The sequence below is a fragment of the Staphylococcus sp. NRL 16/872 genome (genome assembly GCF_022815905.2).
Taxonomy (GTDB): Bacteria; Bacillota; Bacilli; order Staphylococcales; family Staphylococcaceae; genus Staphylococcus.
Genome location: NZ_CP119328.1, coordinates 1 through 14,049 on the forward strand (window position 1 = coordinate 1; position 14,049 = coordinate 14,049).

14 protein-coding genes and 1 pseudogene are annotated in these 14,049 nt (G+C 27.3%); 9 read left to right on the forward strand and 6 right to left on the reverse strand.

The window, feature by feature from the left end; genetic code table 11:
- Nucleotides 1-105 precede the first annotated feature (105 nt).
- On the forward strand, nucleotides 106-1,062 hold the full coding sequence (locus MT340_RS12460; protein WP_002505614.1) for a replication initiator protein A: 957 nt from the start codon (nucleotides 106-108) through the stop codon (nucleotides 1,060-1,062).
- A 386-nt stretch (nucleotides 1,063-1,448) separates the two neighbouring features.
- On the opposite strand, the gene MT340_RS12465 is transcribed toward MT340_RS12460, so the two are convergent.
- Both MT340_RS12465 and MT340_RS12470 read right to left on the reverse strand, forming a co-directional pair.
- A complete protein-coding gene (locus tag MT340_RS12465; protein ID WP_002505615.1) occupies nucleotides 1,449-1,688 on the reverse strand; it encodes a DUF3847 domain-containing protein in 240 nt (79 codons plus the stop codon).
- Between the two features lie 4 nt (nucleotides 1,689-1,692).
- Nucleotides 1,693-1,971 (reverse strand): hypothetical protein, encoded by a 279-nt coding sequence (locus MT340_RS12470; RefSeq protein WP_002505616.1) that lies wholly within the window; start codon nucleotides 1,969-1,971, stop codon nucleotides 1,693-1,695.
- 202 nt (nucleotides 1,972-2,173) lie between these two features.
- Here MT340_RS12470 and MT340_RS12475 point away from each other — a divergent pair, with 202 nt between their 5' ends.
- A complete protein-coding gene (locus MT340_RS12475) occupies nucleotides 2,174-4,093 on the forward strand; it encodes a MobA/MobL family protein (protein WP_002505617.1) in 1,920 nt (639 codons plus the stop codon).
- Nucleotides 4,094-4,106: 13 nt separating this feature from the next.
- On the opposite strand, the pseudogene MT340_RS12480 reads toward MT340_RS12475, so the two are convergent.
- Nucleotides 4,107-4,367 (reverse strand): annotated as a pseudogene (locus tag MT340_RS12480) (IS6 family transposase); the annotation flags it as partial.
- Nucleotides 4,368-4,520: 153 nt separating this feature from the next.
- Between MT340_RS12480 and MT340_RS12485 the strand changes: the two are divergent.
- The 7 genes from MT340_RS12485 to MT340_RS12515 all read left to right on the forward strand — a co-directional run bounded on the left by MT340_RS12485 (nucleotide 4,521) and on the right by MT340_RS12515 (nucleotide 12,043).
- Nucleotides 4,521-5,603, forward strand: coding sequence for a hypothetical protein (locus MT340_RS12485; protein ID WP_243603946.1), 1,083 nt, complete (start codon nucleotides 4,521-4,523; stop codon nucleotides 5,601-5,603).
- A gap of 541 nt (nucleotides 5,604-6,144) precedes the next feature.
- Nucleotides 6,145-6,780 (forward strand): hypothetical protein, encoded by a 636-nt coding sequence (locus MT340_RS12490; protein WP_243603947.1) that lies wholly within the window; start codon nucleotides 6,145-6,147, stop codon nucleotides 6,778-6,780.
- A gap of 92 nt (nucleotides 6,781-6,872) precedes the next feature.
- Nucleotides 6,873-7,094 (forward strand): hypothetical protein, encoded by a 222-nt coding sequence (locus MT340_RS12495; RefSeq protein WP_018113747.1) that lies wholly within the window; start codon nucleotides 6,873-6,875, stop codon nucleotides 7,092-7,094.
- Between the two features lie 68 nt (nucleotides 7,095-7,162).
- The gene (locus MT340_RS12500; protein WP_243603948.1) at nucleotides 7,163-7,600 is read left to right on the forward strand and encodes a hypothetical protein; all 438 of its coding nucleotides are present in this window, start codon (nucleotides 7,163-7,165) and stop codon (nucleotides 7,598-7,600) included.
- A 239-nt stretch (nucleotides 7,601-7,839) separates the two neighbouring features.
- Complete coding sequence (locus MT340_RS12505) at nucleotides 7,840-8,967, forward strand: hypothetical protein (protein ID WP_243603949.1); 1,128 nt, start codon at nucleotides 7,840-7,842, stop codon at nucleotides 8,965-8,967.
- 22 nt (nucleotides 8,968-8,989) lie between these two features.
- Complete coding sequence (locus tag MT340_RS12510) at nucleotides 8,990-11,647, forward strand: AAA family ATPase (protein WP_243603950.1); 2,658 nt, start codon at nucleotides 8,990-8,992, stop codon at nucleotides 11,645-11,647.
- 222 nt (nucleotides 11,648-11,869) lie between these two features.
- Complete coding sequence (locus MT340_RS12515; protein ID WP_161792486.1) at nucleotides 11,870-12,043, forward strand: hypothetical protein; 174 nt, start codon at nucleotides 11,870-11,872, stop codon at nucleotides 12,041-12,043.
- Nucleotides 12,044-12,372: 329 nt separating this feature from the next.
- Here MT340_RS12515 and MT340_RS12520 read toward each other — a convergent pair whose 3' ends face one another.
- The 3 genes from MT340_RS12520 to copZ all read right to left on the reverse strand — a co-directional run bounded on the left by MT340_RS12520 (nucleotide 12,373) and on the right by copZ (nucleotide 14,022).
- A complete protein-coding gene (locus MT340_RS12520; RefSeq protein WP_001831394.1) occupies nucleotides 12,373-12,900 on the reverse strand; it encodes a GNAT family N-acetyltransferase in 528 nt (175 codons plus the stop codon).
- A 192-nt stretch (nucleotides 12,901-13,092) separates the two neighbouring features.
- Nucleotides 13,093-13,749, reverse strand: a complete 657-nt coding sequence (locus MT340_RS12525; RefSeq protein ID WP_001831384.1) for a hypothetical protein — start codon at nucleotides 13,747-13,749, stop codon at nucleotides 13,093-13,095.
- 63 nt (nucleotides 13,750-13,812) lie between these two features.
- On the reverse strand, nucleotides 13,813-14,022 hold the full coding sequence (copZ, locus tag MT340_RS12530; RefSeq protein WP_001831373.1) for a copper chaperone CopZ: 210 nt from the start codon (nucleotides 14,020-14,022) through the stop codon (nucleotides 13,813-13,815).
- Nucleotides 14,023-14,049 lie beyond the last annotated feature (27 nt).

A 14,049-nucleotide genomic window follows, 5' to 3' on the forward strand; every position in this document is an offset into this window, starting at 1 on the left:
ATGTATTATATACAACAATATCTACAGTTTGCAAGTCAAAAAGTTATGTGGATTTGTAATGTTTTATTACCTCTATTCAAATTTAATTGGAAAGAGGTTTTTATTATGTCTCGTAAAAATATTAAAAATCAAGCTAGTCAAAATTTTTATATGTTACATAAAGCATTATTTGTTAATGAAAAATATAAAAAATTAAGTGATAGTGCCAAAGTCACTTATGCAATTCTCAATGATAGAGTTAGCTTATCAATTAAAAATAATTGGATCGATGATAATGGGGATATATATTTCATTTTTACAAATGAAAGTCTCCAGAATATATTAGATAAAAGCAAGAATACAATTACTAAAATAAAAAAAGAACTTCAAGAAGTAGGGTTACTTGAACAAATACGTACAGGATTTAATAAACCTAATAGATTATATTTGCATGATATAGAAACTAATATTAGTGTAGAAAAAAGTATTCAATCCTCATCTGCAACCTATAATGACAAGGAGTCCCAAATTTTGGGACTCCAGAATCCCGAAATTTGGGACTCCAGAATCCCGAAATTTGGGACTCCAGAATCCCAAATTTTAGACCCTAATGATACTGATTATATTAAGACTGATTATATTAAGACTAAGAATAATGATACGGATGATTTGAATGATAAAAAAATAACAAATTCTAGTAATCACACAAATCATTCAAGTCACAAAAATCTAAACTTTAATAATGAAGCTTTAAAATTTCAACTACTTGAAGAATTACCTCAAAATATTCAAAACTATCTAAGGTTTTTTGAGGTAGCCGAAATTAAAATTATCAAATCTGTATTATTAAAAGCCAAAACATCCTTCAACAATTCTATCGATGCATATTATTTATTAGAAGATATGGAACTTGAAATTGTTAATGTCCTTAAACGTTTTAAAGCTACATTAATTCAAAAAAATGAAACCGTTGAAGCCATGCAAGGCTACTTAATGAAATCTCTCAAATCTGAATTCGAAGAAATGCATACGTTAAATAAACGTCGTGACAATTTACCAATCACTTCTTTATTTAATCAATAATTCAACTTAATCTGCCAACAAGGTAAGGGTGGAGAAAACAAAACAATATCAGCACATGTCCCGATTTCACAACATAGCACGCTGCTATAAAAGAAAGGAGAATCACTTATGAGTAATAAGAAAAAGATTAAAGTTACTTTGGCATTAATTAATGTTGTTTTAACTGCGCTCCAACTTTATCTTCAATGGCAAGTAATTAAATCTAAAAAGGAAATGTAATTAAGTACAAAGGACTAAAACTGAAAAGATTTAGTCCCATTTTTTATAAACGCTTATTATTCGTTGTTACTACTATCAGTATTTTCTTCTTTTTAATTGATACTATTTTCAATAACTTATCTCTTATCTTCTTCAAACAAAACACCATGATTTGTAGGCATCATAAACTACTTCTTTTTAAATTTATTTGGTTTATTTGTATTTATGTAGTTGGAGTACATCTTTAACAATGCTTCTGTTTCCTCTGGACTTAAATGTTCACATTCAAAATACTTTTCAAGCATTGCACCTTTTCGAATCAGTCTATGCGCTCTTTCTTTTCGATCTAAATTTTTTAATCTATTTTTTCTTAATTCAGCTTTTTCAATTGCAGCAGTTGTTTTTTTGAGATTTTTAAAATCATTCATCTTATCACTTACTATTCTGATTAATTTCGTTTTCTGTTAAATCTTCATTATTCTCGTCGCTGCTATTTGGTTTGGCATTTTTAAATTCTTCAATGACTTTATCCATAACTTTATATAATTCATCACTGGAGTTAATCATATCTAAATCAAGTTTATTTAAGAAATAGACTCCAATTTTATGAGATAGTTGTGCTTCTTGTTTTTTCTTTTGGCCTTTCAATTGTTCAATTTGTTGTTCAAGCTGACTTAACTTTGTTATATCACTTTTTTTGATCTTTGCCATTATATCACCCTTTAGTTTTCCTATATAAAGCATATCATAATCCATTGGGCAAGGCGATTATTCATGGTATAATATAACCAGTTCGTAAGACACTGCCCATTTACATGCAAATTAAAAATTGGCATAAAAATGGGCAACCTTACTGGTTGATCGTTATAGTTCCTACAGGGGTTTAAATTCAAAAAAACGAGGAGGTAAAATCATGGATAAAGGTTACTTTATGTTGAGAGTGACTAACATTAATCGAGCAACTAAAAATATTGTTGCGTCAGCGTCGTATCGTTCTGATGAAGCATTATATAGTGAACGTACAGATGAAAAAATTAAGTTTAGAAATCATATAGTTAAACCTGAAAGCATGATTTTAACGCCTCAACATGCACCCGAATGGACGAAAGATAGACAGCGCTTGTGGAATGAAGTAGACAAAGTTGAAAAGCATAATGCGAAAACTAAAAACCCTAGATTAGCCAAAGAAGTCTTGTTAAGTTTGCCTAATGACCTAGATAGAGAAGTACAAACAGAATTAACAAAAGATTTTATCAAAAGTGAATTTGTAGATAAAGGTATGGTGGCTGATATTTCAATTCATAGGGATGATATGAACAACCCACACGCGCATGTGTTATTGACCCAAAGACCGTTTAATTCAGACGGTACTTGGGGAAAAAAGACAAAAACGAGAACACGCTATGATGAAAACGGGGATGCGATTTTAAATAAAAATGGTAATAAAGTTAGAAAACAAGAACGCTTTGCCGACTTTGATTTTAAAGAAGTTCGTAAGCATTGGGAGTTAAAATTAAATCAATATTCAGAAAGAGAACAAAGTTTAAGACGATATGATAGTCGTTCTTTTGAAGAACAAGGCTTAGAAAAAATCGCCGAAATTCCACTGACTAGAGAAGAATACCGACTAGAAAAAAATGAACAAAAACGCTGTGAAAAAGAGGGTATCGAGTACCAACCCGTTACGTATTACGGACAGAAAAATGAAGAGATTAGACGATATAATCGTGACGAAGTATCAGAAATATATAGTGATAAAGAGAAAGAAGAAGCACAAAATGCAATTAGATTACTTGTTCAAAACGCTAATGATCGAGTAAGCAAAAATGAACAGAGTTATTCTGTTTTAATTGATAGATATCAACGTGACGTTGGCTATTCAGAAGCGAAAGAAACCATTAAAAATACGTTTGATAGTGCATCTACCTTTGGTCGTATAATTCAAAATGACTTACTCAAAAATGAAATTAAGAGAATTCAATTAAAATTCTATGCTGACAATTACGATACTAATTATCAATTTAGAAAAGAACTTGAAAGCAAAGGATATAGTCAACAAGAGTTTATTAATACAGTTAAGTCTAACTTTAAAGCGTTACTCAATGAAAAGAATAAGTTAGAAAGTAGAGAAGAAAAACGTAAAGCAATTTATCAATCAGCGAAGGATGTATATCTAACTGAAATCGAAAAAAATAACCTAATTGTTCAACACATGTACCCTAAATCTCATCATCGTTTTAGTCATGATGAGAAAGCATTTATCGTTGATGAAGCGCAAAAAGGTAACTTTATAAAAGCGACTAATGTTCAATATCTATTCAAACAAAATAACAATATTCCTACAGATGTATTGCTGGAAGATACTTATAAAAAAGCAAGTAAGGATATTTTCTTTAGTGAAAGACAGCTTCAACACTTAGAAAAAGATAGTTTTGAATATAATGTTGAGTTGCAATTCATTAGAGAAAAAGAGAAAGAAATTGAAAGTTATAAAGAACATATTGATGATGATTTAAGAATAGATATAGGCGATAGAAACTTTGAAAAAGTCAAAGACCAAACACCTAATGAGAAAGTTCAATTACTCATTAAACTTGAGAAATATAATCATATCGATCAAGAAGAAGTTATTGGAAAACATATTAATCAAGTGGATAGAAATGATAATGACAACCATCTTGAACATGAATATGAACAATCTAATCACATTAATTTACCAACGATAAATGCCAGTGACTTTCTTATGTACTATGCGAATGAAATTGAAAAGCAAAATGATATTAATCATAAGAAAAAGAAAAAACAAGAGAGAAATAACCATATGAGAAGATAATAGGTGGTGGGAATTATACAAAGTTCATTCGGTTCTTTTTATATAGGACATAAATATATTTAATACCTGTTAAAGTATTCTTTGCCATATTGATACTTTGATACCTTGTTTTTCTCACTGTAATATGATGGTAATCATTAATCAATGAGGTTATTAAGATATTTAGAGATACAATGACAGTTAGGATTAAGTTTAAAATTTTAATCAGTTTAGATATTGTTATCTTCGTTTAAAGTGCCTGGTTGATAATTATCATTCGAGGTTTATCAAACTCAAGTTACGTCACGAGTTAAATTGAATTTATTGAAACTTTTGCGCTATAAATATTTAAATATTAAAAAAGAAAATTTAAAATAAGAGCAAAAAAACCCACTATTTATTGTATTATTGTAATTAATAGAATAATTAAAATGAAGGGAACAATATAATGAATAATTTCAACATACAAAGTGTTAATGATTTTAAAAGTAAATATAAAAATATCGACGATAATAAAGTATTACGAAATATGAATATAAACGAATTAGAATCATATCTTTTAATGTTATACAATTTGAAATATACAGTAAGTCAAATAGAATCAAGGTATAACCAGTTAGTGAAGAACAATAATAACAAAAAAAATAACCAAATAGACGCTATAAACAATGCTTACAACAATATAGAAGACCAGTTAATAAATTATACACCTGAAATGGATAAAATAAATTCTAAGTATGAACATAAAAAAAATATAGTATGGCTCATTTTTTCAAAATATTCAAAGATTTCATCTATCATTTTTGGAATCTTAGTTTTTTTAAAACTTTATTCTCATTTTACATTTACCATAGTCCCCGCTATTTTAGGAATCATAGGATTTTTTATTTTGTATAGTGTACTTAATTTTTCAGAAGGCGTCATAGAAGGTGTTTTTGACTTAAAAAAATCAAAACAATTAGGAGTAGCACGAAAATATGATCAAAACAATTTTGACAAAGAAATTGCAAAACACAATGAACAATTACGAAGTGATAAACAACGTGTCTTATCTGAGCATAAAAAGTTTGATAGTAAAATAAGAAGTGATTATCATTCTATTCATTCAAAATTCGAGAGAGAAGCACAAAAATTAGAAATGTATCTACCATCAGAATTTAGAAGTTTAGATATTATCGCTGGATTATATGGTATTTTAAATGCTGGATTCGGAGACAATTGGAAAGAAATAATTAATGTTTATAGAGATGAAAAAAATATGAATGACCTAAAGAAACACATGAAAGACATCCAAAATACATTAAATTATATGAATAATAATATTATGAACAATCAAAAAGAAACTATTCAGGCGATTAGTAATCATAGCCACCAACAACAACGTTTATTAAAAGAAATAAATACGGGTGTACAACAATCAAACGTCAATATCAAAGAATTAAACGATGATATTAATCGTGGATATGATAAATTGCAAAATAATCAAAATGCTATTAAAAAAGAATTGTCAGATATGAATCCAAAAAATTAATTTTGATGCTATGATATTCGTTGGAAATTTAAATAAAAATATAACGGAAAATGGGACCTAATATTTTAAATATAGGTCTTTTTTTATTTTTAGGTTTTGAATTGCCAATTTAGAGGCTACTACGACCATGTTAAAACAAAAATTAGTTATATTTTGTTTCTGTTACAAAGGTGGAAAAAAATATAATTATATATCATTTTATATGGAAGTATGCTCTTAACTGACCCAACATGTTACTAATTTCATAGCATAGTGAAAATCCGTAATTCTGAAGAGACCTACGGTTCTTTTTTTATAGATCGTAAATAATTCAGTAACTTAGAATATTTATATAAAAATTCGTGATGTGATTGGCAATTACTTATAAAATAAAACGATTAGCATATCCATTGTTTATTCATTATCTTCTTTTGTAATTAATTGAAAAATCGTAAGAAATCAAAAAATGCTCTTATTTATATTAATATCTAAAAATATCATTTACAAATATAATGTTATATGATAAGATATTTTTAGATAAAAAATAATAAAGGAGATAATTATGAAGTCTGATTTATATTATGAACTTCTTGGAAGAATTAATGAACTTGAAAATCGCGTGAAAATGTTGGAATTACAAGATGAAAATAAAATTAAGGAGGAAGATAATATGAAAGTTATTAAAGATACTAAGATTAGTAAGAATGAAATGATTTCTAATATTAAAGGAGTTTTAACTCCTAGATTAGAAACAAAAGGATTTATTGTAAGAAAAGCTATTCCTAAGAATGGAGAAGGTTCTGGGATAATTATTGAAAATGAAGATATAGGTAATAAGAAAAAAATAATGATTAAGAAAAGTAAAGATTACTCTAAACAGTATAATCTTGACGATGAGTTTAAATTTTCAGGGTGGTTCACTTCATCTGAGTCAGAATTGAATGAATATCAGGGTTACATTTTTGCTGTATATAAAGATTCCGTACCAACATATTTTGTTTTTGATAGAGAAGATATGAAAAGTATTCTGAATTCTAAAACTGTAGATTCAAAAGGAAAATATCATTTTTATTTAGCTGAAGATAAAAACGGACAATATTTTGATCATAGAGATGGCGGATTACTTTTAACCGGAAATGTTGGGGCTTGGGAAAAAATTAAAAGAATTATTGAAAATTCAGACGTTCAATATCGATAATAAAACACATTATCCAACAAGTAAGCTTGTTACTTTAAATAGTCTTGATGAAAATGAAAATCTACTTAAAGAATGTTTGGGAGGTCTTTTAGATGTCTAATATTCAACGTCCTAGTTATTATGATAAACGTATTGATAATTTAACATCAACACAAGAAATTTTTAATTATCTCATGTTTCAACGTTTTAAATACCAAAAGGATGAAATTGATGCATTAACTGATGAAAAATTAAAAAATGAAATGTATCAAGCCCGAATACTTGAAGATGAAGTTTTGCGTCAAAAGTTTCGTTTTAGCCAAATAGATTCCTAAAGTTTGTATGAATAATTTTAATATGTATGTTTTCTTGTTTTAATTTGAGAAATTAAGGTGGATAAGAAATGAATTATTTAAAAATCGATGAAGCACGTAAACAAATTGATAAAGAAAATCAAGAAATGATACAAACATCTGAGGGGTGGGTGTATGAATTTAATTATCGAGGTTATTTGATTATGATTCTTCGTGCGAGACAATATGGACATTTATGTGGCTATATTAAAGTGAATGTATTAAAGGATTCTACTAAGTATCGTACTATAGATAATCATTTTCATGGTGGAGTTTCGTTTCACGACAAACAATGGATTGGTTTTGATTGTCTTCGTAGTGAAGATTTTAGTCCACATCAATATGAAGTTTTTTCATATGATTCAGATTTTGATTTAAGCACATTTTTTAAAGATAAACACTATCGTACTTTAAATGAAGTTAAACAATATCTTGTATCAGCAGTTGATGCATTAATAGAAGAAAAAGAAAAAAATAACAGTAGATAATGCTAAAGTTTATTTGATTAGTATATACAAATATATAAGTAAAATTCTTTTAAAATGTAAATTCGCAGTAAAGCATTATTTATTTTTTATGTAATAGTATCTAATTAAATATGTAAGTACAATATCAACAAAAATAGATAATCGGACACATAGTGACTTCTTATTGTTATATATTGAAACTAGTAAGAAACTATGAATTATTAAATAAAACTTTTTATTATTTGAAGGAGACAAAAATTATGAGTCAAAATATTTTTAGAAATTTCGAAAACTTTTGGGATAAAAATGATATCAAGAAAAAAGCTGAATCTTATCAGAATTATTATAAAAATAATAAAGGTGAAGATTTTTCATGGATTAATGAAAAAGATAAAGATAGTCTGAAAAAAACGGCTGTTAAAAAGTCTATGAAATGGGGGATACCTAATCATATTTTAGGAGATATTGATAAATCTAAATTTATAATAGGCTTACTTAATCCAGGAACGCATATGAAAGAAGAAGAGTCTGAAGCCTGCAATACTGTTGGAGAATATATAGAACAAGAAATTGAAATAGAAAAAAAAGAAAACAAAAATTTTTCTTTTACTTCAAAAGAAGTGTATGAAGAACATTTGAACAAAGAATTAAATATGTATGATTTTTATTATAGTCATATTTTAAGTAGAGAGAATGTACTTTCTCAAGAGTTAAAAAAATTATATCAAGTTTATCTTAATAATAATTCACTTCCAGATGATAATAAAATTCTATCACAAATTGCTTATTATTTTTCAAAATATTATAAAGGGGGGTTTAATTCTGAATCAACTCAAATAAAAAGTGCTAAATGTCATTATGAAAGAATTTTTGAAAAAATCAATGTAGCTAAAAGAAAAGCTGATAAGAAAAAAATCGATCAAAAATTTGAAAAAGCACTTTTTGAAATGCCGATAACAAATATAGAGCTTATCCCATATAGAACCAAAGAATCGCCGAATGATAAATTAATAGGGCTAGAAAGTAGTAAGATCAGTGCTAATGCTATTATCGAAAAAATTATTCAGGATAAAGATACAGTTGTAATATTAAGATCTTATGATAGAGAAAATGAAGAGGATAAAGAGGATAAATATAATTGGAAAAAATTATTTGAGAATATTTGTGAGGAAAGGAATATAAACTTTAAAGAGCATATTGAACCGTCAATCTATACTTTTAAAAATGATCAAGGAGGTTCTATCTCAGCAAATAGCATAAAGCCAGCTAATCCTAATAATAGTATGAAATCAGAAAAACAAGTTGCTAAAGAACTAAATGAAAGCATTAATTTATCTGACTTTGAAAAAGAGTTAGATAACATTATTGAAGGAAATAATAATATGTAAGATTATTGGGAGTATAAAACTATTGAATAATTTTAATAACAATATCAAAGAATATCAAATCTCTCGACAATGTAGAGATGTATTTTTAAATGTTAATGAGATTGTGGCAAAGAAACAATATCAAATAATTGAATCTCAAGATTTACTATTAGCTTTTGTAATAACTAAAGATACAGGTGCTTCTTATGCGCTAGGTCACCATTCAATTACACAGAAAAAAATAAAAGATGAAATAAACTCAGCACAAATTGTCAAAGAACGTTATATAAATATTGAGAAAGAAAAAAATGATGAAACTGAAACTTCTTTTTGGGGAACTTCTAGAAAAAAAAAGAAGATAACTCAATTTATTATGGATAATCCAGTTCAATTTACAAAAGAAATTTCATCAGATCAATACATAAAGTATATGTCTGATTTCATTATTTCTCAAAAAGTTGTAGATATATTAGAATTTGCTGAAGAAATGAGATTCCAAAATAATCCTAGTGGTAAAATAGATACTTATTGGATGTTGATGGGCATTACTCAAGACGAAACAAATAATGCTTACCAAATCATTAATAAATTGATGCTTAAATATGATGAATTTTATAATACTCATCATGAGCTTCATGAAGTTTTTAATAATAGAAGAATGTATAGTACACGGCGTTTTTATGATGGTAGAAATAAAGAGGATCAATTACAAAAAGAATCTCAAAAAAATATGATAACTAATAAACTTAAAGATCCTAATTATTCATTACTTGAAGACATCTCGGTAGATATTACAGAAAAAGCGCGTAATAACGAGTTAATGCCAGTAGTAGGTCGAAAAAAAGAAATTCAGCATATAGAGATTGCTTTATCTAGAAAAAATAAAAATAATGTTGCATTAATTGGTCAAGGTGGCGTTGGGAAATCAGCTATTATTGATGGATTAGCATTAAAAATTGTACAAAGTGAAGTTTTATCTTTGAAGAATAAAAGAATTTTACAGTTTAACATTAATGATCTAATATCTGTCATAAAATCAGACTATAATCATGGTATTCAAAGATTTGTTGAAGAAATGAAAAGAGAAAAAAATGTTATTTTATTTATTGATGAAATTCATATGCTAGGTAAAATGAAAGGACTGACTGATATCTTAAAGCCAATTATGGCCAGAGGAGATTTTCGTATTATAGGCGCTACGACACCTAAAGAATGGAGTCAATTTTTATCTCAAGATACAGCTCTTGTTCGTAGGTTTGAAAAAATTTTTGTGAAAGAACCTTCAATAGAAGACGCAATAACGATAGTCAACAGTACAGCCCCATCCTATGAAAATTTTCATCGTGTCAATTATGATTTTAAAGCTATTGAGGCTGCAGTCAAAGCAGGTAAAAGATTTTTCCCGAAAGATCAATTACCTGATATAGCATTTACAATATTAGATAATGCAGCAGCGATAATTAGAATTGAAAATGATGAAAATATACCTATAGTTACTCGATATGAAAATGAAATGAATAAGTTGAAAAAGAAATTATATGAAATTAAAAAGATGGAGTTTAATGAGGTAGAAGAATTAAAAATTCGAGAACAAATACATCAGCTTGAAGTTGAATATACACAAGATAATGTAAATAATCAAAAAAATGAATATAAACTCACAGTCACTCCAAAATACGTAAAAAAAGCTATTGAACAAAAGCTAGACAGAGAAATTGATCAAGATAATTTAATTCAAGCTATAGATATCTCAGAATCAAAAATAGAAAATTTAAAGAAATTAAAAAATGCTCTTTCTTCTCAAATTATTGGACAAGATGAAGCCATTGAATTAATCTCAAATGCAATCATTAGAAAGAAATTGGGTTTTAAACAACCTGATTCTCCAATAGGTGTGTTTATGTTGTTAGGAACATCCGGTGTTGGTAAAACGGAAACAGCTAAAATATTAAATAAAGAACTATATAAAGATGAACAAAATATAATACGTTTTGATATGTCAGAATATCAAAAAGAGCATGAGGTTTCTAAACTTATCGGCCCTCCACCTGGTTATGTTGGTTTCGGACAATCTAATGATTTAGTAAAAACTGTAATTGAACATCCTAGTGCTGTCATACTCTTTGATGAGATAGAAAAAGCGCATCCTAAAATATTTGATATATTGTTACAAGTTTTTGATGATGGACGTTTAACGAATTCAGCTGATGAAACAGCAGATTTTAGTGAATGTATCATTTTTTTGACCTCTAATATTGGTGCTAGTGATATACGTAATAAGAAAGTCGTTGGATTAAACCAACAATATAAAGATGAAACTGATTTTTCAACTGTCAATGAAAATGTTAGAGAAGCACTTACAAAGAATTTCAGACCTGAATTTTTAAATCGTATTGATGAATTTATTACATTTAAACCACTTAAACAACAAGATATATTTAAAATTACTCAATTACTTATTGATAAAGAAATAGAGTTAATAGAAGAATTAGGTTATAAAATTATATTTTCAGAAAGTGCTGTCTCGTATATTGCGAAATCGTGTTTTGATCCTAAAAATGGTGCAAGACCTATAAAAAGGGGTATTTCAAAGTTACTAGAAGATCGGTTGTCAGAATTAATCATTAATGGTGACTTAAAACCTGGTAATATAATTAATGTTTCATCAGAAAATAATCAATTATTGATTACGTATCAATAATTTTGAAAAGATTTTGATGCAAGTTTGATATATATATAGTTGATTTGTTTATGCTTAACCTATTTCTAAGACATTTTTAACTTACAATTTTTAAGAATTGAATACAGAATTTTAAAAGATGGACACATAATGTACCTTTCAAAAGGTAAATTTAATTATGTACTTAACATCTTTAGTAATAACTAAATGTAAAATCTATTTTTATATTAAAGGAGAATTTAAATGAGCAGAAAAGATGATACTTTAGATTGTTTATTAAAAAAAGGTTATAAAGAAATTGATTTTTTAAAAGATGATGGTACATGGTGCTATTATAAAGTCTCTAATGGTTGGAAAGGACGCCATACTGTAAAGGTTAAAAGTGGATTTTTTGGTTGTGAAATTGAAGAAGTATAATCCTAAGTGGTTATAATTCGTACTTATTAGTAAAATAGTTATATACTTTTTACGGTTAGTGAATAAAATTTGCTAGCCGTTTTTTAGGTAGATATAAAAAGATACACTGCCATTAATGATTACTTTTTTATATTACTCATATAAATCAAATTTTAAATAAGTAGTGACAAACAATAATCTAGTAATTAAAATATAAACATTTGATATCATGAATTTAAAAAGTAAAATGTTATGCAATTGATATTAATTGTGTTAAATATAAGTACGCTCTAAATAAACAAAAATAGTCCTCTTATTAAAATAAGAGGACTATTTTTGTTTAAAATTATTCAAGACCATTCGCTTTCTAACATACTCATTTGCCATAAATTATAATATTCTCCATTTAATTTTCTAAAGTCTCTTTTTTCTCCTTCTTTTATAAATCCAATCTTTTTGTAACTTTTAATAGCTGATTTATTAAAGGCAAAAACACCTAATTCAATTCTGTGTAGTCCCAAATCTTCAAAAGCCTTTTTCAATAATTTCTTTATTATTTTAGGGCCTAATCCTTGGCCACGCATTTGCGGATCACCTACTAAAACTTTACTTAACGTGGCGGAACAATTTTTAAAATCTATATTATTTAAAGCAATATGACCTATAATTTTTTTTGAATTATTTTCTTCAATGATAACTTTATAAATTATTTTACTAGAATTTTCTTTATTTGTGTCTTTAATATATTCCTTTAATTGTTCTTCATCTAGGGGATAATTAAAATCTGTACCTGCCCATTTGACTAAAAGTTCAGGAGAGTTTATCCAGTTTATTAATAAATCAAAATCTTTCTCCTCAAAATATTCAAACTTAATCAATAAATTACTCCTTAAATAATAGGTTATTAACTATAAAAATTCAGTGAATGTTGCAATATAAACAACCACTACAATTTTTTGATACTTTCTTCATCAACTTTCTATCTTAAATTTTCGATTTTTTATAAAGCGTTTTGTATTATCTAAATAACTCTTTACAATTTACTGATTTTTAAGCTTTTGCTAATAGATTTATGCAACTTTAATATTATAAGTAAATCTATGCACTTCATCATTAAATTTAAATTCTGCCCAAATTTTATACATCCCTTTTTTAGGAAAATGAGCATAAAAGGTTGTAGAATCAGGTGATTCTGGGTGAACATGAATATAATCAGTTAATTGCTCATCAAATATAATCACATGTCCTAAAGCTCCTAAATAAGGTTGGGGAGTTAATTCTGTATTGAAAGTTAAAGGGACATGTTCATCTTCTTTAGCACTTATAGAATTTAAAGTTACATGAACTCCTTTGTTAACTTTTACCCAATTTTTATCAGAATTTAAAGATGTTGTAGAGGTTATTTTATCTCCAATTTGCAGTTCAATAGGATGAACGGAATACACATGGTTTTTTGGTGTAACATCAACAAAAGCCTGGTAAGTTCCTGGCTCTAATTGTTGGTTAATTATAAATAAACCTTCATGCTTTTTTTGAGGGTGTAGGTGGTAATATTTCTCCATGTCATTAGATACTAAAACGAAATGCATTTCTTTTTCATGCATAGTATCTAATAATGGGGCATTATTAAATTCATCTTCTAACGTAATTTCTATATTACCATCTCTATATACAACATTTGCTTTAATTTCGGGTTTGTTTGAATGATATTCATGATTATGATTCATATTTTTATCCTCCTTAATTTTTAATAAGGGCATATCATTAAACGATATGCCCAACTATTTAAATTATTTAATTACATCGTAACCTTGATCTTCAATAGCTTCTTTAAAGTCGTTGAAAGCTACTTGATTTTCATCAAATTCAACTTCCACATTCCCATTCGCCAAGCTTACTTCTGAAGATGTTACACCATCTAATCCATTTAATGCTTTTTCAATTGAATGCTTGCAATGGTCACAGCTCATACCTTCTACATTAATAACTTCGTTAGTCAATGTTGTCACCTCCTTTCAAGAAATATA

Coding starts and splice junctions, on each gene's coding strand:
- MT340_RS12460 (WP_002505614.1), top strand. CDS start 106: ATGTCTCGTAAAAATATTAAAAATCAAGCTAGTCAAAATTTTTATATG.
- MT340_RS12465 (WP_002505615.1), bottom strand. CDS start 1,688: ATGAATGATTTTAAAAATCTCAAAAAAACAACTGCTGCAATTGAAAAA.
- MT340_RS12470 (WP_002505616.1), bottom strand. CDS start 1,971: ATGGCAAAGATCAAAAAAAGTGATATAACAAAGTTAAGTCAGCTTGAA.
- MT340_RS12475 (WP_002505617.1), top strand. CDS start 2,174: ATGGATAAAGGTTACTTTATGTTGAGAGTGACTAACATTAATCGAGCA.
- MT340_RS12485 (WP_243603946.1), top strand. CDS start 4,521: ATGAATAATTTCAACATACAAAGTGTTAATGATTTTAAAAGTAAATAT.
- MT340_RS12490 (WP_243603947.1), top strand. CDS start 6,145: ATGAAGTCTGATTTATATTATGAACTTCTTGGAAGAATTAATGAACTT.
- MT340_RS12495 (WP_018113747.1), top strand. CDS start 6,873: ATGTCTAATATTCAACGTCCTAGTTATTATGATAAACGTATTGATAAT.
- MT340_RS12500 (WP_243603948.1), top strand. CDS start 7,163: ATGAATTATTTAAAAATCGATGAAGCACGTAAACAAATTGATAAAGAA.
- MT340_RS12505 (WP_243603949.1), top strand. CDS start 7,840: ATGAGTCAAAATATTTTTAGAAATTTCGAAAACTTTTGGGATAAAAAT.
- MT340_RS12515 (WP_161792486.1), top strand. CDS start 11,870: ATGAGCAGAAAAGATGATACTTTAGATTGTTTATTAAAAAAAGGTTAT.
- MT340_RS12525 (WP_001831384.1), bottom strand. CDS start 13,749: ATGAATCATAATCATGAATATCATTCAAACAAACCCGAAATTAAAGCA.